The organism is Shinella sp. JR1-6 (assembly GCF_004284735.1).
Taxonomy (GTDB): Bacteria; Pseudomonadota; Alphaproteobacteria; order Rhizobiales; family Rhizobiaceae; genus Shinella.
Window position 1 is genome coordinate 155,630 of sequence record NZ_SHMI01000003.1, and the last position, 22,139, is coordinate 177,768.

Consider the following 22,139-nt stretch of genomic DNA (forward strand, 5'->3'; position numbering starts at 1 on the left):
CCCATGCATCGACTGCTCGGCAGGCTGACCGCCCTTTATCGCACGACCGCGGTCCGGCTTTCCGCGGTCTATCTGCTGCTGTTCGCCATCTGTGCGGCCTTTCTCGTCTTCTACGTCTCCTCCATGTCGGAACGGCTGCTGCGCCAGCAGATGCGCGAGGCGGTGGCACAGGAGGTCGAGCAGATCGAGCGTATCTTCGACAGCAACGGCATGAACGGCCTGTTGCGCACGCTCGAGCGGCGGGCCCGCCAGCCGGGCGCCAACCTCTATATCATCGCGAGCCCGACGGGCGAGGTTCTGGCTGGCAACGTCGCCTCGCTCCAGCCCGGCGTGCTCGACACGGAGGGCTGGACGGAGACGCCCTTCCGCTACCAGCGCTACCAGGAAGAGGCGCGCGGCAGCAACCGGCCGATGGCCTATGCGCAGGTCATCGTACTCTCCAACGGCCTGCGTGTGCTCGTCGGCCGCGACCTCGGCGAGCCGGAGAATTTCCGCTATCTCGTGCGCCAGGCGCTGATGGTGGCGCTCGGCGTCATGGGCTTCGGGGCGCTCGCCATCTGGTACCTGATCGGGCGCAATGCGCTGAAGCGCATGGACCGCATGTCCGGCGCGAGCCAGCGCATCATGGCGGGCGACCTCTCTCAGCGGCTGCCGACCAGTGGCTCGGGCGACGAGTTCGACCGCCTGTCGGAATCGCTCAACACCATGCTCGGCCGCATCGAGAAACTCGGCGAAGGCCTGAAGCAGGTCTCCGACAACATCGCGCACGACCTGAAGACGCCGCTGACCCGGCTGCGCAACAAGGCGGAGGCGGCGCTTGCCGGCGGTGAGCAGGCCGACTACCGCGTGGCGCTGGAGGAAATGATCGGGGAATCCGATCAGCTCATCCGCACCTTCAACGCGCTCCTGATGATTTCCCGCGTCGAGGCGGGCCAGGCGCCGGCGGAGATGAGCGCGATCGACATCAGCGGCATCGCCCAGGACAGCGCGGAACTCTACGAGCCGGTGGCCGAGGACAGCGGCCTGAAGCTGGTGACGGACATTGCCGACGGTATCGAGGTCAAGGGCAACCGCGAGCTCGTCGGCCAGGCGCTCGGCAATCTCATCGACAATGCGATCAAATATGCCGAGGGCAGCGGCGGCGAGCCCGAGATCCGCATTTTCCTCGAGCGGCGGCAGGGCGATGTCGTGCTCTCGGTCGCCGACAGCGGCCCGGGCGTGCCCGACGACAAGCGCGAGGATGTCGTGAAGCGTTTCGTGCGGCTCGATGCCAGCCGCTCCAAGCCCGGCACGGGCCTTGGCCTTTCGCTGGCCGGCGCGGTCATGGAAATGCACCATGGCCGCCTTGAACTCGACGCGACCCATCCGGAACGGGAAAACAATCGGGGGCTGACGGTCAGGATGGTTTTCCCCGTCGTTGCGGACTGATACACCTCTTCGCGCCGGCCTTTCCGGTCGGATGCGGTGAGGAGGCATCATGAGCGCAGCGGAAACGACGCGGTTTTCCGATCTTTCGGCCAGCCCCGTGCGGGCTCTCAGCCAGACGGAGGTCAAGTCGGTCCTGTCCGATCTCAGGGACTGGGGCAAGGAGCACGCAGCCATCGCACGGCTTCTCGGCGAAGAGGGGCCGCTCAAGGACTTCATCGTTGCGACCCTGTCACTGTCGCCCTATCTGCGCGATACGGCCCGCATCGATCCCGGCCTGCTCGCCCGCGCGCTTGAAGAGCCGATCCTGCCTGCCGTCAACGCTGCCATCGACCGCGCCCGCGGGGCCTGGCAGGCCGAGGGCGGCGAGGTGACGGAGGCGGTGCTGATGACGCGGCTGCGCCGCGCCAAGCGCGAGGTCGCCTTCTTCACCGCCCTTGCCGATCTTGCCCGCATTTTCGACGCGCGGCGCACCACGGCGCTGCTGACGGAGCTTGCCGAGGCGACGACGTCAGCCGCCATCGACTACCTTCTGCTCTCGGCGCATGAGAGCGGCAAGCTGAAGCTGCCCGATCCCGCCCGACCGAGCGAAGGATCGGGCCTCATCGTGCTCGGCATGGGCAAGCTGGGGGCAGCGGAGCTCAACTATTCCTCCGACATCGACCTCGTCGTCTTCTTCGATCCGATGGCCGGGATCGCGGTCGATCCGAGCGAGGCTGTCGAGACTTTTTCCCGCCTCGTTCGCCGCCTGATCCGCATCATGCAGGAGCGCACGGCGGACGGTTATGTCTTCCGCACGGATCTGCGCCTGCGGCCGGATCCGGGCGCGACGCCGCTCGCCATTTCTGTCGATTCGGCGATGCTCTACTACGAGGGCAGGGGGCAGAACTGGGAGCGCGCCGCCTTCATCAAGGCAAAGCCGATTGCCGGCGACCTCAAGGCAGGCGAGGCCTTCCTCAAGGAGCTCACCCCCTTCGTCTTCCGCAAGTATCTCGACTATGCGGCGATCGCCGACATCCATTCGATCAAGCGGCAGATCCATGTGCACAAGGGGCATGGCGAGATCGCGGTGAAGGGCCACAACGTCAAACTCGGCCGCGGCGGCATTCGCGAGATCGAATTCTTCGTGCAGACCCAGCAGCTGATCGCCGGGGGGCGCGTTCCGGCGCTGCGCCTGCGCGCCACCGAGCCGATGCTGGCGGAACTTGCGAGGGCGAGCTGGATCGACGACGCGACGGCGGCGGAGCTGACGGAGGCCTACTGGTTCCTTCGCGATGTCGAGCACCGCATCCAGATGGTGCGTGACGAGCAGACCCATGTGCTGCCGGAAACCGAGGCCGAACTGAAGCGCATCGCCTATATGCTGGGCTTTGCGGATACGGCGGCGTTTTCCGCGCGGCTGGTCGAGGTGCTGAAGACCGTGGAGCGGCGGTATGCGGCGCTCTTCGAGCAGGAGGCAAAACTCTCCTCGGAGACCGGCAACCTCGTCTTCACCGGCCAGAAGGACGATCCGGACACGCTGGAGACGCTGAAGCGCCTCGGCTTCGAGCGCCCCGCCGATATTTCCCGCACCATCCGCACGTGGCACTATGGTCGCTACCGCGCCACGCAGTCCGTCGAGGCGCGCGAGCGGCTGACGGAACTGACGCCGGAGCTGCTGCGCGTCTTCGGCGAGAGCAAACGGGCGGACGAGGCGCTGCTGCGCTTCGACAATTTCATTTCCGGCCTGCCTGCGGGTATTCAGCTCTTCTCGCTGCTCGGCAACAACCCGGCACTGCTCTCCCTCATCGTCAACATCATGTCGTCGGCGCCGCGGCTTGCCGAAGTGATTGCGGCAAAGCCCCATGTCTTCGACGGCATGCTCGATCCGGGGCTTCTCGCCGAACTGCCGACCCGCACCTATCTTTCCGAGCGCATCGACGGCTTCGTCTCCGGCGCACGGCACTACGAGGAAATCCTCGACCGCCTGCGCATCATCGCCGCCGAGCAGCGCTTCCTTATCGGCATCCGCCTTCTAACCGGCGCGATCACGGGAAAGCAGGCCGCCCGCGCCTTCACCCATGTGGCCGATCTCATCGTCCAGGCGGCCTTCAAGGCGGTGCTGGAGGAAGTGGAGACGGCGCACGGCAAGTTCCCGGGCGGGCGCGTCGCGCTGGTCGGCATGGGCAAGCTCGGCAGTTTCGAGCTGACGGCAGGCTCGGATATCGACCTGATCCTGCTTTACGACCATGACAGCGACGCCTTCGAATCGGACGGTGCCAAGCCGCTCGACAACATGAAGTATTTCACCCGCATCACGCAGCGGTTGATCGCGGCGCTCTCCGCGCCGACCGCCGAAGGCGTGCTCTACGAGGTCGACATGCGGCTGCGCCCTTCCGGCAACAAGGGGCCGGTCGCCACCCGTATCACCTCCTTCGCAAAGTATCAGGCGGAGGAGGCCTGGACCTGGGAGCACATGGCTTTGACCCGTGCCCGCGTGCTGTGCGGCGACGAGAGCCTGATGCGGCAGGCGGAAGAGATCTTCCGCACCGTGCTCGGCCGCAAGCGCGATACCGGCAAGGTCGCCAAGGATGTGGCCGAGATGCGAACGCTGATCGATCAGGAGAAGCCGCCGAAGGACATCTGGGACCTGAAGCTCATCGCCGGCGGGCTGATCGATATCGAGTTCATCGCCCAGTTCCTGGCGCTCGTGGCGCCAGTGCGGGGCGCGGCATCGCCGGAAGGGGCGCTGCCGACCGGCGATGCGCTGGCTCTGCTCGGACAGAGTATGATGGACCCCAACGACCTCGACACGGTGCAGCGGGCGCTCACCCTCTACACCGAGATCTCCCAGATCGTGCGTCTCTGCGTCGATGGCGGCTTCGACCCGAAGGAGGCGCCCGCCGGCCTCGTCGACCTCGTTTGCCGCGCCGGCGACTGCCCCGATATGCGCACGCTGGAGGCGGATATCCGCCGGGTCTCCAAGGCGGTGCGGAAGATCTTTCAGGCGACGGTCAAGGGGTAGCCACCCCTTAACCTTACCCTCAGGCCGCTGCGAGATGCAGTGCCGCCAGCCGTTCCCGGTCGGGGATGCGCACGGAGATGATCGTGCCCTTGCCCTCGACGGAATAGATGCGCATGGCGCCACCATGCAGGTGGGCGAGCGAGCGGGAGATAGCAAGGCCAAGGCCCGAGCCGCCCTTGCTCTTGGCATACTGGCTCTGCACCTGCTCGAAAGGCTGGCCGATCTTCTGCAGCGCGGATTTCGGGATGCCGATGCCGGTATCGGCGATCGTCAGCGTGACGGCCCCGTCCACCCGGCGCGCCCGCACCTTCACCTTACCGTCTGCATTGGTGAACTTCATGGCGTTCGACAGGAGGTTCAGCAGGATCTGCTTCATCGCGCGGCGGTCGGCGACGGTCAGGAGATGGCCGGGGCAGGTTTGCTGGACTTCGATATGCTTCTTCTCCGCCTGCAGCATGGTGAGGCGCAGCGTCTCCTCGATCAGCGGCGACAGGTCTACCGTCTCGCAGCTGATGCGCATATGGCCGGCCTCGATCTTCGACATGTCGAGAATGTCGCTGATGACGTTGAGCAGGTGCTTGCCGCTTTCGTGGATGTCGCGGGAATACTCGCGGTACTTGTCCGAGCCGAGCGGACCGAACATCTGGTTCTGCAGGATCTCGGAGAAACCGAGGATGGCGTTGAGCGGCGTGCGCAGCTCGTGCGACATGTTGGCAAGGAATTCGGACTTCGCCCGGTTGGCCGCCTCCGCGCGGTCCTTTTCCGCCTGGTAATTGGCATTGGCGACGGAAAGCTCGGCCTTCTGCCGCTCCAGCTTGGCGCGGGAGGCCGAGAGGTCGCCGATGGTCGCCATCAGGCGGCGTTCGGATTCGCGCAGCCGCACCTGGTGGCGCTTCATCATGGTGATGTCGGTGCCGACCGAGACGAGGCCGCCGTCGCGGGTGCGCCGCTCGTTGATCTGCAGCCAGCGCTCGTCGGCAAGCTGCACTTCGCTGGTCTGCGAGGCACCCGTGCCGTCGGCATCAGCGATGCGCCGCTCGATGACCGGGCGGGCCGCGGCGGCATGCACCGTCGCCCGCTCCGTGCCGGGAACGAGCACGTCGTCCGGAAGGCCGTAGGCCTGCTGGTAGTGCGCATTGCACATGACGAGCCGGTCGCTCTTGTCCCAGAGGACGAAGGCTTCGGACGTGCATTCGATGGCGTCGGCAAGCCGCTGGTCGGCCTCCTGATAGCGCTGGGCAAGCCGGTGCTGCTCGGTGACATCCATGGCGATGCCGATCATGTGCATGCGGCCGGAGGCCATGCGGATGAGCTGGGCGCGGGCACGCAGCCACACATAGTGGCCTTCGGCGTGGCGCATGCGGAACACCTGGTCCACCTGCTTGGCCTCGCCGCGCGCCACAGCGCGCGCCACCTGGTAGATGCCGTCGTCGTCGGGATGCATCAGGCGCGCCGCATCGCCGAAGGACAGCACGCTGTCTCGCGCCGGCATGCCGAGCATTTCGTACATGGAGCGGGACCAGAACAGCCGCCGGCTCGACAGGTCGAAATCCCAGAGGCCGCAGCGACCGCGGGCGAGCGCCGTCTCGACGCGCAGGTTCGATTCCGCGAAGATCGCATCCGCATCGCGCGCGCGCTTTGCCTGGATGTAGTAGGCATAGAGGATGACGAGCAGGATCGCCGAAATGCCGGCGAAGAGCGTGACGTTCAACGCCACCTCGTCGCGCCAGAACGTCGCGAGCTGCCCGAGCGGATTGGCGACGATGATGAAGCCGCCCTTCTTGGGCATCTGCACGAGCGAGGCGTAATAGTCCTCATCGCCGATGCGGGCGCGGAAGACGCCGGCCGGATCGCCGAAATACTGGGTTGCCGCGAGCTCCGGCGCAAAGCGCGCCAGCGACAGGCCGACATAGCGGGCCGCGCCCAGCGAGGCGCCGAAGACCTGGCCCTTTTCCGCGACGAAGAGGACAAGCCCGCCCGCCTGCATGCGATCCTGCGGCAGATGCAGGGACAGTGCCGCCTCGACCGCCATGCGGTCGGACTTTGCAAGGCTTTCCGCCATCGGACCGGAAAACGCCGCCTCGACGGCCATCGCCGTCAGCGAGGTCGTGTCCTTGACGCTGGTTTCCATCCGGTCGTGCTCGACCAGGATGCCGGCCATACGCGAGATGGCCACCACGAACAGGAAGGCAATAATCAGGATCGGTATCGACCGCTTCAGCACGGGCTCGGCCCGTGTCAAATGCCGCGCGGCAGGCCCGGCGAAAATCTTCGCCTGTCCCGTCAACTCATCTTCCCAGGCCGCCATTCCCGGAAATTTGAGGTGAGTCCACCCGCCGGCTGCGCGTCCTCGTTGCGCGTCCGTCATAGTCTTAAACCTTGTACCCTCTCGTGATTCGGCGCGCCGCTCGCCCGAATCTGCCCTAATGAATCAATTGTGATTCGGCTTGTCCAGAGGAAAAGGTAACGGACTGTTAACCAATTATTACGGTTGGGAAATTGGGGTTGCGGTGGCCAGAGAGGCGCTTCGCGGGATGCGCGTCCCCTCCGGCCCGCCGGCCGGAGAGGAAACGCTATCTACTCAACCCTTCAGCATGCGCTCCACGATGTCCGAAACGTCGGAGGAGAGCTTTTCGCCCGCCGCAATCGTACGCAGCGCGTTGCGCGCATGGTCCGAGCGGCCGTCCTCAAGCGCTCGCCAGGAGCGCATCGAGGTAAGGATGCGGGCGGCGAGCTGCGGGTTCTTCGGGTCGATCTCGAGGATCTGCTCTGCGAGGAAGCGGTAGCCCGCGCCGTCCGCCCGGTTGAAGCCGGTCGGGTTCGAGAAGGCGAAGGTGCCGACGAGCGCGCGCACGCGGTTCGGGTTCGCCTTGTTGAAGTGCGGGCTTTCCATCAGCGCATTGACGCGTTCGAGTGCACCGTCGCCGGGGATGGTGGACTGGATGGAGAACCACTTGTCGATGACGAGGGCATTGTCGGCAAAGCGGGCGCGGAAGGTTTCGAGTGCTGCCGTCGTCTCCGGCGCGTCCGGGAAGCGGTGGGCGAGCACGGTGAGCGCGGCGCTGAGGTCGGTCATGTTGTCGGCCGCTGCGAAGGCTTCCGCGGCACGGGTCGGCGTGCCGTCGGAGACGGCGAGATAGGCGAGTGCGGCATTGCGCAGTGCCCGCTGGCCGGCGCTTGCCGCATCCGGCGTGAAGGCGCCGCTGGTGCGGTGGTTTTCGAAGAGCGTCGTGAAGACGGCGGGATCGTGGTTTGCCACGAAGGCGAGCACCGCCTCGCGGCCGGCGCGGATGGCGTCCGGATCGTTGTTGCTGCCGAGTTCGCGGGCAATGTCGGATTCGGAGGGAAGCGCCAGCGCCTGGGCCCGGAAGGCCGGCTCCAGCGCCGCGTCGCCTGCGATGGCGATCAGCGTATCGGTGAGGACCGGGTTCGTTTCGATGGCTTCGCCGGCCCGTGCCTTGCGGGCGGCCTCGACGAGGTTCGGCAGCGCAAGGTCGTTCAACGCCTGCCAGCGGGCAAAGAGATCGCTGTCGTGGCGTGCGATATGGGCGAGATCGGCGGGGGCCTGCTCGAAATGCAGGTTGATCGGTGCGGAGAAGCTGCGGTTGAGCGAGACGACCGGGCGTGAGGCGATGCCGGAGAAGCTCACCGTCTGGCGGCGCTCCTTGAGATGCAGCACGTCACCGGTCACCTCGGCGCCGCTGACGGCGCTGGGGAGCGCCTCTGAACCATCGGCGGAGAGGAGGCCGAAACGCAGCGGAATGTGCATCGGCTCCTTGGTGCCCTGGCCGGGCGTCGGGGGGATCATCTGCTCCAGCGACAGCGTGAACTCGCCCTTCGCCTGGTCGTAGCTCGACGAGACGCTGACGAGCGGGGTGCCGGCCTGATGATACCAGAGCGAGAACTGCGTGAGATCGACGCCGTTCGCCTCCTCGAAGCATTTGACGAAGTCCTCGATCGTCGCGGCATCGCCGTCATGACGCTCGAAATAGAGATCCATGCCTTTCTTGAAGCCGTCGCGCGCAACGATGGTCGCGATCATGCGCGTCACCTCGGAGCCCTTTTCGTAGACGGTCGTCGTGTAGAAGTTGTTGATCTCGCGGTATTTCGTCGGGCGCACCGGATGGGCGAGGGGACCGGCATCCTCCGGGAACTGTTCCGACTTCAGGTGCCGCACCTCGGCGATGCGCTTGACGGCGCGCGAGCGCTGGTCGGCGGAGAATTCGTGGTCGCGGTAGACCGTCAGACCTTCCTTGAGGCAGAGCTGGAACCAGTCGCGGCAGGTGACGCGGTTGCCGGTCCAGTTGTGGAAATATTCGTGGGCGATGATCGCCTCGATATTCGCATAATCCTGGTCGGTGGCGATCTCGGGATCGGCGAGCACGTATTTGTCGTTGAAGACGTTGAGCCCCTTGTTCTCCATGGCGCCCATGTTGAAGTCGGAGACGGCGACGATCATGAAGATGTCGAGGTCGTATTCGCGGCCGAATACCTCTTCGTCCCATTTCATCGAGCGCTTCAGCGCGTCCATGGCATAGGCCGCACGCGGCTCCTTGCCGTGCTCGACATAGATCTTCAGCGTCACCTCGCGGCCGGACATCGTGGTGAACGTGTCCTCGATGACGCCGAGATCGCCGGCGACCAGCGCGAAGAGATAGGAGGGCTTGGGGTGCGGGTCGAACCAGGCGGCGAAATGCTTGCCTTCGCCGTAGCCGGCGCCGCCGAGGAAATTGCCGTTGGACAAGAGCAGCGGGCAGCTCGCCTTGTCGGCGATGATGTTGACCGTATAGACGGCCAGCACATCCGGCCGGTCGGGGAAATAGGTGATGCGGCGGAAGCCTTCGGCCTCGCACTGGGTGCAATAGACGCCGTTCGTGCGGTAGAGGCCCATCAGCTGGGTGTTGGCCTCCGGATTGATCATCGTGGTGACGGTGATTTCGAAGGGTTCCGTCGCCGGCAGGTCGCGGATCGTCAGGCTGTCGGGCGTGGCGTCGTAGCGTGCGGCATCCAGCTCCATCTGGTCGAACAGCAGGCCGGTCATCACCAGCTCGTCGCCGTCAAGGACCAGTGGTGCCGCGGGATCGGCGCCTTCGCGGCGATGGAAGATCAGCCTTGCCTCGACCTTGGTCTCCGTCGGATCCAGTTCGAAGGTCAAATCGACGCGCTCGAGAACAAAGTCGGTCTGGCGATAATCTGCCAGATGAATGATCCGGCCGTTCTCTGTCCGCATGGATATGTCCTGCTCGTTGCCGTCCGGGCCGTATCGTTTTCGTACAACGTTACGGGAAGCGCGGACAGTCTGCCCCCAAATTCCATGGATTGATAAGCTTATTGGCTTAACATCTCATTTCTACGGGACCCCCAATTGCGATTTTGTGCTTTCCCGGCACAGTCTATCCCATCGCGGATCCGATCAAAATTATCCGTGACGCATCACCAGAATTGATCCCATCCGGCAACCGATCCGGGTAAACTCGGCACCAGCCTGAATCGGTTCTCCGGTCTCTCTTCAACGCCTGATGCCATGGCCCGCCGGCCGTGCAGAGTTCTCCATTGACATGACGTACCCCAACCCCATGCGGGGCATTTCGCTCAAGGTCATTTCCGTGGTGATCTTCCTGTGCATGTCCGCTCTTATCAAGGCGGCGGGCAAAGAAATTCCGGCAGGGCAGATCACCTTCCTGCGGTCCGCTTTCGCCATGGTGCCGATCATCGTTTTCCTTGCCGTGCAGGGCCAGCTGCGCGATGCCTTCCGCACCAATGACATCTTCGGTCATTTCAAGCGCGGCTTCGTCGGCATCCTGTCGATGGGCTTCGGCTTCTACGGCCTCGTGCACCTGCCATTGCCGGAAACGATCGCGCTCGGTTATGCGCTGCCGCTCGTCACCGTGGTCGTCGCCGCGGTCTTCCTAAAGGAGAAGGTCGGCATCTATCGCTGGACGGCGGTGCTGGTGGGGCTTCTCGGTGTCGCTATCATCAGCTGGCCGCGGCTGACCCTGTTCCGCGAAGGCGGTTTCGGCTCGTCGGAAGCAAAAGGGGCGCTTGCCATGCTTGCCTTTGCCGTGCTCGGCTCCGTTGCCATGGTGCTGGTGCGCAAGCTGGTACAGACCGAGCGCACGCCGACCATCGTGCTCTATTTCTCGCTGTTCGCCTCGGTCTTCTCGCTGGGCACGCTGCCCTTCGGCTGGATCGAGCTTGGCTGGCCGTCGCTCGGCCTGATGGCGCTTGCCGGCTTCTGCGGCGGCATCGCGCAGCTGCTGCTGACGGCGAGCTATCGATATGCCGACGTCTCCACCATCGCGCCGTTCGAATATATCTCGATCGTGCTCGGCCTCATCATCGGCTATTTCGTGTTCGGCGAGGTGCCGACGGAGACCATGCTCGTCGGAACGGCCATTGTCGTCGCCGCGGGCATCTTCGTCATCCTGCGCGAGCATCAGCTCGAATTGAAACGTCGGGCGGCCCTGCGCCACCAGGCCCTTCAGGGGTAGGCCGGCACCAGCAGGGATGCGGAGCGACTTTGTGCCCGCAAGCAGTGCGGACGGGCAGGGCCGGCGCTACCGCCATTCCGGTGTCGTCGTATCCTCGATGCGGTCATCGGTCGCCATGTCCGGTTGAAGCGCAGCCGCGGCAACATCCGCGCCAAGCGGCTGCACCGCCATTGCCTGATAGTCGGTCTTGACCACGAGGCCGTCATTTTCCTCGCGCCGGCTGATGCGCCAGGCGGCATAGGCTCCGTAGAGCACGAAATAGGCGGCCAGCACGACGAAGAGCGAACCCGGCCCGAACCGGTCCATGATGGAGCCGACCACGATGGGGCCGGAAATGGTGCCGACGCCGTAGACGATCATCATGCCGGAGGAGACCTCGACATATTCGTCGGGCTGCGCCCGGTCGTTGGCATGGGCGACGTTCAGCGCATAGATCGGGAAGATGACCGAGCCGACGAAGGCGGCGGCGATATAGAGCAGCACCGGCGGCCCGCCGGCGACTGCCGCCATGGCAAGGCAGGAGATCGTGCCGACGATACCGCAGGCCACCATGACGAGGCGGCGGTCCATCCGGTCGGAGGCGCGGCCGATCGGGATTTGCGAGAGCGCACTGCCGAGGAGCACGCAGGCCAGCAGCGTCGCGCCTTCCGCCGTGGAAAGCCCGCTGCGCTGCGTGAACACGCCGCCGAGATTGAGCCATGCGCCGGACATCGCCCCGGCGAGGAAGGCGCCGACGACGGCGACCGGCGAGCGGCGGTAGAGTTTGGCGACATCGAAGCGCGCCTGCGTCGGCGGAGCCGGCAACGGCGAGGAGGTGAGGGCCGTCGGCAGGAGGGCGACGGAGAAGATGATGCCGCAGAGAATGAAGAGCGATGTATTGGACGGGTCGCCGAGCGGCACGAGATATTGCCCGCCGATTGTGCCCACCATGGTGGTGATCAGGTAGACGGAGAAGATCGAGCCGCGGTTCTCGTTGGTCACGCGCTCGTTCAGCCAGCTTTCGATGATGAGGTAGCTGCCGGAAATGGCAAAACCGGACATCGCGCGAAACAGCATCCAGGCGCGCCAGTCGACGACGAGCGCGCAGAGCAGGATGCCGATGGCGAGCAGCGTGATCAGCGCCACGAAAACGCGCACATGCCCGACCAGCAGCACGAATTTCGGCGTGACGATGCAGGAGAGCGTGAAACCGATCGTATAGCCCGTCGCGATCATCGAGATCGTCTGCGTCGACCAGCCTTCTGCCACCGCCCGCACCGGCACGACATAACTCTGCAGCCCGAAGGCCACCATCATCAGGAGGGTGGACAGCATCAGGCTGAGAATGGAGACGAGGCTCGCCAGCATGGGGGCTCCGGGAGAAGGCATGATCTGTTTCGGAGTGTCGCTCTATTGCGACGGCCGCGCGCTGTCCACTGCGACAGTGGCTGGCGTAAAGCAATCCGATTTCCGAAGCGCTCCCGGTGAACGGAAGGAATTCCCGGATGGGTTGTGCTATGGTTGCGTGCCGGGCGAATGACCGGCAAAACGAAAGGAGGTGAGACGTTTGAAATTCCGGCTTACGCTGACGATCAGGTTCAGGACTTGGCGGTTCACCCTGACGATCAGCTAAGAAAACGGGGATCGGGCTTCGGCCCGGTCTCCACCGGAGGAAAAGGCGTCTCACCTCCTCACGATGAAGACAATAGCACAGCGCCGGCCGGCTTCAAAGCCGCGGCCGGGCTCAGTTCGGCAGGAAGGCCTTGAGCGGGTCGCGGCGCTGCGCGGCATCGCGCGGCAGAGAGGCCAGCACGGAATATTCCCGGGCAGCGTTCACGGCGGCGCGGATATCGGCGATATCGGACATCAGCTTGCGAAGGGCGGCCATGGCGTGCTCCTGGGGTCGGGTCTGTATCGGAAGGCGTCGGTCGGCGCCTTGCATCGGCTTAGCGCTGGATGAACTCGGCGAAGAGCTGGACCGGGCGATTGATGCGGGCAAAGCCGGAGGCGGTGAGCTGCTCGTTGGCCGGGGCAGCGATGCCGCCGAAGCCGCGACCGGTGCGCAGACCGGAATGGCGGAGCGTCTCGAAGCTCGAATGGATGGGCCGAAAGCGGGCGGTCATGGGTCGATTCCTTAAATCCTGTCCCTCCCGTGGTGATATATTGCGCCGCAGCATCGATTTTGCAATGCGACATTCTGCCCGGCAGGTATGTGCAAATCGCATGACTGGCGAAACATTTTGTTCATGCTTGCGGCAGATTTTCGGCGGCCTCTGCAGACGGGCCACAGGCCTCCAACGGCAAGCCATTGAAAAATATGAAAGTGGTCCTGCCGATCAGCCTTTGAGCCCTGCACGAAAGGCAAGCAGATCCTGCCAGGCGAGACGCTTGCTGACCGGTGCCGTTACCAGATCCTGCGGATGAAGCGTCGCAAAAGTCGGGATGGTGCGGCCGGAAATCGCAATATCCCGCCATTCTCCTCGCAACTGGTGGATCGTGTCGTTGGAGCGCAGCAGGAATCGGGCGGCAAAATTGCCGAGAATCAGCAGGTGGCCCGGCTCGGCAAGCGCGATCTGCCGCTCGATGAAGGGTCGGCAGATATCGGCTTCGCGCTGTGAGGGCGGGCGGTTGCCCGGCGGACGCCAGGGCACGACATTGCTCAAGAGGATGCCGGCCCGGTCGAGCCCGATGCCGGCGAGCATGCGATCGAGCATCGCGCCCTGCCGGCCGGAAAAGGGCTGGCCGTCCCGATCGTCGTCGGCATTCGGCATGGCGCCGATCACCATGACGTCGGGCTTCGCATTGCCTTCGGCAAAGACGAGGCAGCGGGCGCTGGTCTTCAGGTTGCAGCCGTTGAAGGCCTCCATCGCCGTGCGCAGTTCGTCCAGCGTGCGGGCGCTGATTGCCGCAAGCTCGGCTTCCGCAACCGCCTGGCTGTCCGGTATCGCGACATTGGGCAGGATGTTCTGCTGGGGCGCAGGGGTCGCAGCGCGCGACGGCTCCTGCCGGGCCGGCGCCGGCCGGGCGGCCTGCTGCGGGGAGGGGGCAGTCTCCCGCGGCGCCTGCACGCCGCGCGCCGCGCGCATCGCCTCGAATTCGGCGATGCGGTCGACGGCCTCTTCCTCCAGCAGCCATTCGACGCCGGCATCCGCATAGAAATGCAGAAGCGATCGAAGCTGTGCGGGGTCGAGGTCGTTCGCGGCGTTCATGGCTGCACCTTAGCGAAGCGGCTTCGCGGAGGAAAGCGCCGCCACCATCTTCATGCCGCCCATTGCGCGACGTCGTCGCTTTCGCCGATCAGCGCGAGGCCGTGGGCGATCGAGAGCAGTTCGCCGCCGCTCTCGATGCGGTCGGCGTCGAAGCGACGGGTGAAGATGCGCCGGACGGCCGGCACGAAGGAGGTGCCGCCGGTCAGGAACACCTTGTCGATGGCGCCAGGCGCGGTGCCGGTCTTCTCCAGCACCTCGTCCAGCGCGCCCTCGATGCGGGCGAGGTCCGGCGCGATCCAGTCCTCGAAATCACTGCGCTTGACCGTCTTGCGGCCGGCCGCGCCCAGCGGGGCGAAATGGAACTCCGCCTCGTCTGCCGCCGACAGCGCCATCTTGGTGGCCGAAATCGCCTGGTAGAGCGGGTAACCCTCGTCGTGCTCGACGAGATCGATGAAGAGCTCGAGCTTTTCCGGCTCGAGCGAGGCACGCACCAGCGACTTGAGGTCGGAAAATTCGCGCGTCGTCTTGAAGATCGACAGCTGGTTCCAGCGGGCGAAGTTGGCGTAGTAGCCCGATGGCACCTCCAGGACCTTGTCGAAGCTCTTGAAGAAGCTGCCCTTGCCGATTTCCGGCGCGACGAGGCGCTCGATCATGCGGGAATCGAAATGGTCGCCCGCGATGCCGACACCCGAATGGCCGATCGGCTTTGCGGTCAGCCGGCCGGCCTGTCGTTCGAAGCGGATCAGCGAATAGTCCGTCGTGCCGCCGCCGAAATCGGCGACCAGCACGGTGGCGTCGCTCTTCAGCGTCTGGGCGAAGTAGTAGGCCGCCGCAACGGGCTCGTAGACATAGTGGATTTCCGGGAAACCGAGCCGCGTCAGCGCCGCGTTGTAGCGTTCGAGGGCGAGCGCCGGGTCGGGGCTTGCACCGGCGAACTGCACCGGCCGGCCGGTGATGACGCGTGAGACGTCCGTCGGCCACCCATCGCCCGCATAGGCCTTCAGCCGGCGCAGGAACACCTCCATCAGGTCGTCGAAGGCATGGCGGCGGGCAAAGACCAGAGTACCCTGGAAAAGGGCGCTCGCAGCAAAGGTCTTGATCGACTGCAGGAAACGGCAGTCGCCGGGATTGTCGATGAACTGGCGGATCGCTGCCTGTCCGGCCTCCACCTTCAGCGCCTGCGCGCCGACGACCGGATCCTTCATGAAGGAGAGCGCCGTGCGCATCGTGTCGGTGACGCCGACGCTGCTGGTGAAGGTCATGGACTGTGTCGCCCCGGCGTCTTCGGAAAGCGCCAGAACCGTGTTCGTCGTGCCAAAATCAAGCCCGAGTGCCCGTGCCATCGCCGTGCCCCTTCGATCGTCAAAAATGTGTTGAAGCGGAGCGAAGGCCCCGCGCGAAAGGCGCATCGGCGCGCCCGGAAATTGGAGAGCGCGCCAGATCGCACAGGCGGGCGGGGAAGGCAAGGGGGAAGGTATGATTGCCCCTCACCCTAACCCTCTCCCCGCAGGCAGGGAGAGGGGACTTGCCACACGAACGGGTGTTGGTTGGAGAAATTGGCGCGGCATATTTCCTTCTCCCCGTTTACGGGGCGAAGGTGCCGGCAGGCGGATGAGGGGCTATCCCCTGTGCCTCAGACCGACCGCGCCGCCCCGCCGTCGCAGCGGATGAGGCTGCCGGTAACGTAGCTTGCCGGCGCGCTGCACAGGAAGGCGGCGGTCGCCGCGAACTCCTCCACGGCTCCGTAGCGCCGGGCCGGGATGGCCCGTTCCGAGGCGGCGCGCACCTCGGCGACGCTCTTGCCGCTGCGCTCGGCGGCAGCGGTGTCGAGGCTCTTCAGCCGGTCCGTCATGATGCTGCCGGGCAGCAGCATGTTGCTGGTCACGCCGTACTCGGCGACCTCGCTTGCCAGCGTCTTCGACCAGCCGGCCAGTGCCGGGCGCAGCGTGTTGGACAGCGCCAGGCCGGGAATCGGCTCGATGACGCCGGAGGAAGCGACCGTCAGGATGCGGCCCCAGCGCTGCTCCTTCATGACCGGCAGCAGCTGGTTGGTCAGGGTGATGATCCGCAGCACCATGGACTGGAAGTAGGTCGCCAGCTTTTCCGCGCTCATGTCCTCGGTGGAGCCGGGCGTCGGTCCGCCGGAATTGTTGACGAGAATATCCACGCCGCCGAGCTTTTCCCGGGTCGCCTTCACGAGCGTCTCGACGACGTCCTCGTCGCCGAGATCCGCCTGCACCCAGTCGGCCCGGCCGGGGCCTTCCGCATTGATGGCCTCGCAATTGGCTGCCAGTGTCTCGGCGCTGCGCCCACACAGGAGGACATGCGCGCCCTCGCGGGCGAGCGCTTCGGCAATGCCCTTGCCGAGGCCGCGGGAGGAGGCGAGGACGAGGGCGCGTTTGCCGGCAATTCCGAGATCCATCGTGATGTGTCCTATGCGCGGGGCGTGTCGGTGCGGTAGGGCACCTTGCCCGGATTGAAGAGGTTTTTCGGGTCGAGCGCGGCCTTGATCGCCTGCGCCACAGCGCGGCGCGATGCATTGCCATAGCTGAGATAGGCGCGGCGCTTCTCCGTTCCCACCCCGTGCTCGGCGGAAAAGCTGCCGCCGAGTTCGGCGACGCCGGTATAGACGGCATCCTCGATCGGCTCTTTCGCGCCCGGGGCCGCTACGCCGTTGCCGATGACGGAGATGTGCAGGTTGCCGTCCGCAATGTGGCCGTAGACATAGGCGTCGAAACCCGGATCGATCGCCCTCAGCCGCTGCCGTAGGCCATCGACATACCCGTCGAGCGCGCCCGGCGGCACGGAGACGTCGAAGGAGGGGGCGGCCGGGAAATGTCGGTACATGAAGTCGCCGTCCTCGCGCAGCGCCCAGAAACGGCGGGCCTGGTCGAGCGAGGCGGCGACGATGCCGCTGGTCAGCCCGTGTTCCTCCCAGAGGGCGGCAAGACCCTCTTCCAGTGCCTCGCGCGCCTCCGCCTCGCTGCCGGCGGACACTTCCATCAGGAGGATCGCGGGGGTATCGGTCTCCAGCCAGCCGAGGTCGAAGCCCTTGTCCGCAGCGCTGTCGCGCAGATAACGCTGCCACATCAGTTCCGCGCCTTCCAGCTGCAGGGCCGGCTGGCTGCGGAAATGGGCGATCAGCGAGAGGGCGGCCGTCGCGTCGGGCACGCCGACAAGCGCGGTGGCGCGCATCGGATTGAAGCTTTCGAGCTTCAGCACGGCGCGGGTGACAAAACCGTAGGCGCCTTCCGAGCCGATGAGAAGCTGCTTGATGTCGGGTCCGGCGCTGACCTTCAGCACACGCGTCAGGTCGCTGACGAGGCTGCCGTCCGGCATCACCGCCTCGATGCCGAGTACCTGGTGGCGCATCACGCCGTTGCGGAACGCGAGGATGCCGCCGGCATTGGTGGCGATCATGCCGCCGATGGTGGCGCTGCCGCGGGCGGCAAGGTCGATGCCGGGAATGAGGCCGACTTCGGCGGTTGCCTCCTGGAGGGCCTGCAGCGTGACGCCGGCGCCGACGGTGACGGTGCGGGCGAGGGGATCGATCGCCTCGATCCGGTTGAGACGGGCGGTGGAAAGGATGAGCTCGCCCGGCCGGCTGATGCCGCCGCCGACAAGGCCGGTGCGTCCGCCCTGCGGCACGACGGGCACGTCGTTTTCGGAGCACCAGCGCACCACGGCGGCCGCGGCCTCGGGCGTCGCCGGCTCGGCCATGGCGCCCGCGCCGAAATTGCCGGCATGTTCACCGGGGTGCCGGTTCGCCAGCCGGTCGCTTCCGACAAGGTGGAGATCATCGCCGAAATCGTTCAAGTCGCGTTCGAGCGATCGGATAATCTCGGACATGTTCCCGTTTCCTCTGCCGATGGGCCGGCTGGAATGCGTAGTGCGGCGGAGAGGCGGAATCAAGCGGACAACGGATGATACGGGCAGCATTCGATTGACGTTTACGTGAAAGTCAATAAACTTTCGACCCTGTCATGATGTCATGCGCAAATGCAGGGAAAGTCTGTCGCAGAACGGCTCGACAAGGCTTTCGGCATTTGTCATGACAGGCCGACCCGAGGGAATTGCCGCGGCTTTTGAGGGGTTGCGGGGTGGAGAGACGAATGAGCGAAGAAATGGAACTCCCCGAACGCGAGAGCATGGAATTCGACGTTGTGATCGTGGGGGCTGGTCCTGCGGGGCTGTCTGCGGCGATCCGGCTGAAGCAGGTCAATCCGGATCTCACCGTCGTCGTGCTCGAAAAGGGCTCGGAAGTCGGCGCGCATATCCTCTCCGGCGCCGTCGTCGATCCCATCGGCATCGACCGCCTCCTGCCCGATTGGCGCGAGGACGCCGACCATCCCTTCAAGACCGCGGTGACGGACGACCATTTCCTGCTGCTCGGCCCGGCCGGCTCGGTGCGCCTGCCGAACTTTGCCATGCCGCCCCTGATGAACAACCACGGCAACTACATCGTCTCGCTCGGCAATGTCTGTCGCTGGCTGGCGACCAAGGCGGAAGAGCTCGGCGTCGAGATCTATCCCGGCTTTGCTGCCACAGAGGTGCTCTACAATGACGAGGGCGCCGTTATCGGCGTCGCCACCGGCGACATGGGCATCGAGCGCACCGGCGAGCCCGGCCCGAACTACACCCGCGGCATGGCCCTTCTCGGCAAGTACACGCTCATTTCCGAGGGCGTGCGCGGCTCGCTCGCCAAGCAGCTGATTTCAAAGTTTGACCTCCAGAAGGATCGTGAACCCCAGAAGTTCGGCATCGGCCTCAAGGAACTCTGGCAGGTCAGGCCGGAGAACCACAGGCCTGGTCTCGTGCAGCACTCCTTCGGCTGGCCGCTCGGCATGAAGACCGGCGGCGGTTCGTTCCTCTATCATCTGGAGGACAGCATGGTCGCCGTCGGCTTCGTGGTGCATCTCAACTACAAGAACCCCTATCTCTTCCCCTTCGAGGAGTTCCAGCGCTTCAAGACGCATCCGGCGATCCGCGGCACTTTCGAGGGCGGCAAGCGGCTTTCCTACGGCGCGCGCGCCATCACCGAGGGCGGCTACCAGTCGGTGCCGAAGCTGTCCTTCCCGGGCGGCGCGCTGATCGGCTGCTCGGCCGGCTTCGTCAACGTTCCCCGCATCAAGGGCAGCCACAATGCGGTGCTCTCGGGCATCCTCGCGGCGGAAAAGCTGGCGGATGCGATTGCCGCCGGCCGGGCCAATGACGAGCCGATCGAGATCGAGCAGGGCTGGCGCGACAGCGCGATCGGCTCGGACCTCAGGAAGGTGCGCAACGTCAAGCCGCTGTGGTCGAAGTTCGGCACGGCCATCGGCGTGGCGCTTGGCGGGCTCGACATGTGGACGAACACGCTGTTCGGCTTCTCGTTCTTCGGCACGCTGAAGCATGGCAAGACGGATGCGCAGTCGCTCGAACCGGCGGCAAAGCACAGCCGCATCGACTATCCGAAGCCGGACGGCGTCCTGACCTTCGACCGTCTCTCCTCGGTGTTCCTGTCGAACACCAACCACGAGGAGGACCAGCCGATCCATCTGCAGGTGAAGAACCCGGAGCTGCAGAAGACGTCCGAGCTCGACATCTATGCCGGCCCGTCCACCCGCTACTGTCCCGCCGGCGTCTACGAATGGGTGGAGAAGGACGGCAAGGACGTGTTCGTCATCAACGCGCAAAACTGCGTGCACTGCAAGACCTGCGACATCAAGGACCCCAACCAGAACATCAACTGGGTGCCCCCGCAGGGCGGCGAAGGGCCCGTCTATCCCAATATGTGATGATCGAAGAGGCCGGATCGCAAGGACCCCCGCAGGAAAAAGCGCGGTGAGGGGCCGTTTATCCCACTACGGGATGCGGATCGCATCGAGATGAACGAAAAGGCCGGGCGGATTGCCCGGCCTTTTTCCTGCCATGCACCTTAACGTTGCCCGCAGCCCCGACGCGCCGCTTAACCCTCGATTAACCATAACCGCATAATTTCCCGCCCCGAGGACGAAAAATTCAAGGGGCTTTAACCATGTCGATTTCCCGCCGCGGATTCTTGCTCGGCGCATCCGTACTGCTCGCTGGCTGTGCGACGAACGGCACCAGCGACCGCGCCAACTACGGCGACCGGCTGGACGAGAAATTCCCGCTGAAGGCGATCCCGATTGACAAGATCAAGCCCGACCTGCGCCGCCAGGAAGTCGCCTATGACACCGGTCATGCGGCCGGCACCGTCGTCGTCGACACGCCGGCCCGCAGGCTCTACTACGTGCTCGGCAACGGCCGGGCGATGCGCTACGGCATCGGTGTCGGCCGTCAGGGCTATTCGCTGGCCGGCAGCGCCACCATCGGCCGCAAGGCGGAGTGGCCGACCTGGACGCCGACGCCGAACATGATCCGCCGCGACCCGAAGAAGAACCTGAAATATGCCGGCGGCGTGCCCGGCGGGCTCAACAACCCGCTCGGCGCCCGCGCCATCTATCTCTACCAGAACGGCAACGACACCATGTTCCGCATCCACGGCACCAACCAGCCGTGGTCGATCGGCGAGGCCATGTCGAGCGGCTGCGTGCGCATGCTCAACCAAGACGTGATCGACCTTTACGCCCGGGTGCAGCCCGGCGGCCGCGTCCACGTCATCCAGGGGCGCCGTCAAGCCTGACGGGCGGCGCGGATGCGACATCGCGCCGGGCCGGTGCGGGAAGAGGGGTCGGCTTTCGCCGGCCCTTTCGGCGTTTTCATTCTTTGAAAAAGCTGAACTGTATCATAACATTGCCGTCGCGACCCCAAGTTTGGACAAAGTCGGGGCCGTCTTGCGGATTTGGCCGTTCCATGACGCATAGGGGTCAATGGCAGACGCATTCGTACCGGCATTCGACTCCGTAGCTGCAAAAGTCGAGGCTGCGGTATCGTGGAAAGAGAAGGCCCTCGACTGGCCCTGTCCAAGATTGGATCCGCATGGGATCACGGGCCCGGCGCCGGCGGTGCAGCGGGCCCTTGTCGGCACAATGACACCGCCGAAATGAGGGAACGGATATGAAACATCTTCTTGCTTCCACCTGCCTCGTCGCCGGCCTTCTGGCCATGACGGGTGCGGCGCGCGCCGAATGTGGCGACGTGACCATTGCCAGCATGAACTGGCAGAGCGCCGAGGTTCTGGCTGCGCTCGACAAGTTCATCCTCACCGAAGGTTACGGCTGCAATGCCGAAGTCATCGTCGGTGACACGGTTCCGACCATCACCTCGATGATCGAGAAGGGTGAGCCGGATCTTGCGCCGGAAGGCTGGGTCGACCTGCTGCCGGACGTCGTCAACCGCGGCATCGAGGAAGGCAAGCTGATCGGTGCTGCCGTTGCCCTTTCCGACGCCGCCGTGCAGGGCTGGTGGATCCCGAAATACATCGCCGACGCCAATCCGGACATCAAGACGATCGACGACGCGCTGAAGCATCCGGAACTGTTCCCGGATCCGGAAGACAAGTCGAAGGGCGCCGTGCACAACGGCCCGCAGGGCTGGGGCGGCACGGTTGTGACCGGCCAGCTCTACAAGGCCTATGGCGGCGAAGCGGCGAACTTCACGCTGGTCGACACCGGCTCGGCCGCCGGCCTCGACGGCTCGATCGCCAAGGCCTACGAGCGCAAGGAAGGCTGGGTCGGCTACTACTGGGCACCGACGGCCCTTCTCGGCAAGTACGAGATGGTGAAGCTCGAGCACGGCGTTCCCTATGACGCCGCCGAATGGAAGCGCTGCAACACGGTTGCCGATTGCCCGGATCCGAAGAAGAACGACTGGCCGAAGGACAAGGTCCAGACGCTGGTGACCAAGACCTTCTCCGAGCGCGCCGGTGCCGATGTCATGGGCTACCTGAACAAGCGTTCGTGGAGCAACGACACGGTCAACAAGCTGATGGCATGGATGACCGACAACCAGGCGAGCGGCGACGATGGTGCCAAGCACTTCCTGGAAGAGAACGAAGCCCTCTGGAAGGACTGGGTCTCGCCGGAAGCGGCCGAGAAGATCAAGGCTGCGCTCTGAGCGGCTGATCGA

15 protein-coding genes are annotated in these 22,139 nt (G+C 65.1%); 6 read left to right on the forward strand and 9 right to left on the reverse strand.

The features are described 5' to 3' along the window. Positions 1–3: 3 nt before the first annotated feature. Positions 4–1,428 carry an ATP-binding protein gene (locus EXZ48_RS06040; RefSeq protein WP_130514832.1) on the forward strand — a complete coding sequence of 475 codons (1,425 nt, stop codon included), beginning with the start codon at positions 4–6 and terminating at the stop codon, positions 1,426–1,428. 49 nt (positions 1,429–1,477) lie between these two features. Beyond that, a complete protein-coding gene (locus EXZ48_RS06045) occupies positions 1,478–4,429 on the forward strand; it encodes a bifunctional [glutamine synthetase] adenylyltransferase/[glutamine synthetase]-adenylyl-L-tyrosine phosphorylase (RefSeq protein ID WP_130514834.1) in 2,952 nt (983 codons plus the stop codon). 19 nt (positions 4,430–4,448) lie between these two features. On the opposite strand, the gene EXZ48_RS06050 is transcribed toward EXZ48_RS06045, so the two are convergent. Both EXZ48_RS06050 and pepN read right to left on the reverse strand, forming a co-directional pair. Beyond that, entirely contained in the window at positions 4,449–6,797 is a 2,349-nt protein-coding gene (locus EXZ48_RS06050; RefSeq protein ID WP_023514085.1) for a PAS domain-containing sensor histidine kinase, read from the reverse strand. Positions 6,798–7,010: 213 nt separating this feature from the next. Further along, positions 7,011–9,659 carry an aminopeptidase N gene (gene pepN / locus EXZ48_RS06055; protein WP_130514835.1) on the reverse strand — a complete coding sequence of 883 codons (2,649 nt, stop codon included), beginning with the start codon at positions 9,657–9,659 and terminating at the stop codon, positions 7,011–7,013. A gap of 328 nt (positions 9,660–9,987) precedes the next feature. On the opposite strand from pepN, the gene EXZ48_RS06060 reads away from it, so the two are divergent. Further along, the gene (locus tag EXZ48_RS06060; RefSeq protein ID WP_165909289.1) at positions 9,988–10,920 is read left to right on the forward strand and encodes a DMT family transporter; all 933 of its coding nucleotides are present in this window, start codon (positions 9,988–9,990) and stop codon (positions 10,918–10,920) included. Between the two features lie 66 nt (positions 10,921–10,986). Here EXZ48_RS06060 and EXZ48_RS06065 read toward each other — a convergent pair whose 3' ends face one another. From EXZ48_RS06065 to EXZ48_RS06085, 7 genes are all read right to left on the reverse strand, one after another. Then, positions 10,987–12,267: an MFS transporter gene (locus tag EXZ48_RS06065; RefSeq protein WP_130514838.1), complete on the reverse strand. Its 1,281-nt coding sequence runs from the start codon at positions 12,265–12,267 to the stop codon at positions 10,987–10,989. Positions 12,268–12,643: 376 nt separating this feature from the next. Beyond that, on the reverse strand, positions 12,644–12,787 hold the full coding sequence (locus EXZ48_RS34775; protein ID WP_023517455.1) for a hypothetical protein: 144 nt from the start codon (positions 12,785–12,787) through the stop codon (positions 12,644–12,646). Between the two features lie 58 nt (positions 12,788–12,845). Continuing rightward, positions 12,846–13,022, reverse strand: a complete 177-nt coding sequence (locus EXZ48_RS34780) for a hypothetical protein (protein ID WP_023517454.1) — start codon at positions 13,020–13,022, stop codon at positions 12,846–12,848. Positions 13,023–13,235: 213 nt separating this feature from the next. Continuing rightward, complete coding sequence (locus EXZ48_RS06070) at positions 13,236–14,108, reverse strand: uracil-DNA glycosylase family protein (RefSeq protein ID WP_024270729.1); 873 nt, start codon at positions 14,106–14,108, stop codon at positions 13,236–13,238. A 50-nt stretch (positions 14,109–14,158) separates the two neighbouring features. Then, positions 14,159–15,451, reverse strand: a complete 1,293-nt coding sequence (locus EXZ48_RS06075) for an Hsp70 family protein (protein ID WP_023513476.1) — start codon at positions 15,449–15,451, stop codon at positions 14,159–14,161. A 290-nt stretch (positions 15,452–15,741) separates the two neighbouring features. Further along, the gene (locus tag EXZ48_RS06080) at positions 15,742–16,530 is read right to left on the reverse strand and encodes an SDR family oxidoreductase (RefSeq protein WP_023513477.1); all 789 of its coding nucleotides are present in this window, start codon (positions 16,528–16,530) and stop codon (positions 15,742–15,744) included. Between the two features lie 11 nt (positions 16,531–16,541). Then, on the reverse strand, positions 16,542–17,957 hold the full coding sequence (locus EXZ48_RS06085) for an FAD-binding oxidoreductase (protein WP_130514841.1): 1,416 nt from the start codon (positions 17,955–17,957) through the stop codon (positions 16,542–16,544). Positions 17,958–18,220: 263 nt separating this feature from the next. Here EXZ48_RS06085 and EXZ48_RS06090 point away from each other — a divergent pair, with 263 nt between their 5' ends. The 3 genes from EXZ48_RS06090 to EXZ48_RS06100 all read left to right on the forward strand — a co-directional run bounded on the left by EXZ48_RS06090 (position 18,221) and on the right by EXZ48_RS06100 (position 22,127). Further along, positions 18,221–19,885 carry an electron transfer flavoprotein-ubiquinone oxidoreductase gene (locus EXZ48_RS06090; protein ID WP_130514843.1) on the forward strand — a complete coding sequence of 555 codons (1,665 nt, stop codon included), beginning with the start codon at positions 18,221–18,223 and terminating at the stop codon, positions 19,883–19,885. A 239-nt stretch (positions 19,886–20,124) separates the two neighbouring features. Beyond that, positions 20,125–20,754 (forward strand): L,D-transpeptidase, encoded by a 630-nt coding sequence (locus EXZ48_RS06095; protein WP_130514845.1) that lies wholly within the window; start codon positions 20,125–20,127, stop codon positions 20,752–20,754. Between the two features lie 374 nt (positions 20,755–21,128). Continuing rightward, positions 21,129–22,127 (forward strand): ABC transporter substrate-binding protein, encoded by a 999-nt coding sequence (locus tag EXZ48_RS06100; protein ID WP_023512014.1) that lies wholly within the window; start codon positions 21,129–21,131, stop codon positions 22,125–22,127. The last annotated feature ends 12 nt before the right edge of the window (positions 22,128–22,139 follow it).

Excerpts from the sequence above, each read along its gene's own strand:
- EXZ48_RS06060 (WP_165909289.1), top strand. The coding sequence starts at position 9,988 with ATGACGTACCCCAACCCCATGCGGGGCATTTCGCTCAAGGTCATTTCC.
- EXZ48_RS06045 (WP_130514834.1), top strand. The coding sequence starts at position 1,478 with ATGAGCGCAGCGGAAACGACGCGGTTTTCCGATCTTTCGGCCAGCCCC.
- EXZ48_RS34780 (WP_023517454.1), bottom strand. The coding sequence starts at position 13,022 with ATGACCGCCCGCTTTCGGCCCATCCATTCGAGCTTCGAGACGCTCCGC.
- EXZ48_RS06090 (WP_130514843.1), top strand. The coding sequence starts at position 18,221 with ATGAGCGAAGAAATGGAACTCCCCGAACGCGAGAGCATGGAATTCGAC.
- pepN (WP_130514835.1), bottom strand. The coding sequence starts at position 9,659 with ATGCGGACAGAGAACGGCCGGATCATTCATCTGGCAGATTATCGCCAG.
- EXZ48_RS06100 (WP_023512014.1), top strand. The coding sequence starts at position 21,129 with ATGAAACATCTTCTTGCTTCCACCTGCCTCGTCGCCGGCCTTCTGGCC.
- EXZ48_RS06080 (WP_023513477.1), bottom strand. The coding sequence starts at position 16,530 with ATGGATCTCGGAATTGCCGGCAAACGCGCCCTCGTCCTCGCCTCCTCC.
- EXZ48_RS06095 (WP_130514845.1), top strand. The coding sequence starts at position 20,125 with ATGTCGATTTCCCGCCGCGGATTCTTGCTCGGCGCATCCGTACTGCTC.
- EXZ48_RS34775 (WP_023517455.1), bottom strand. The coding sequence starts at position 12,787 with ATGGCCGCCCTTCGCAAGCTGATGTCCGATATCGCCGATATCCGCGCC.
- EXZ48_RS06065 (WP_130514838.1), bottom strand. The coding sequence starts at position 12,267 with ATGCTGGCGAGCCTCGTCTCCATTCTCAGCCTGATGCTGTCCACCCTC.
- EXZ48_RS06070 (WP_024270729.1), bottom strand. The coding sequence starts at position 14,108 with ATGAACGCCGCGAACGACCTCGACCCCGCACAGCTTCGATCGCTTCTG.
- EXZ48_RS06050 (WP_023514085.1), bottom strand. The coding sequence starts at position 6,797 with ATGACGGACGCGCAACGAGGACGCGCAGCCGGCGGGTGGACTCACCTC.
- EXZ48_RS06085 (WP_130514841.1), bottom strand. The coding sequence starts at position 17,957 with ATGTCCGAGATTATCCGATCGCTCGAACGCGACTTGAACGATTTCGGC.
- EXZ48_RS06075 (WP_023513476.1), bottom strand. The coding sequence starts at position 15,451 with ATGGCACGGGCACTCGGGCTTGATTTTGGCACGACGAACACGGTTCTG.
- EXZ48_RS06040 (WP_130514832.1), top strand. The coding sequence starts at position 4 with ATGCATCGACTGCTCGGCAGGCTGACCGCCCTTTATCGCACGACCGCG.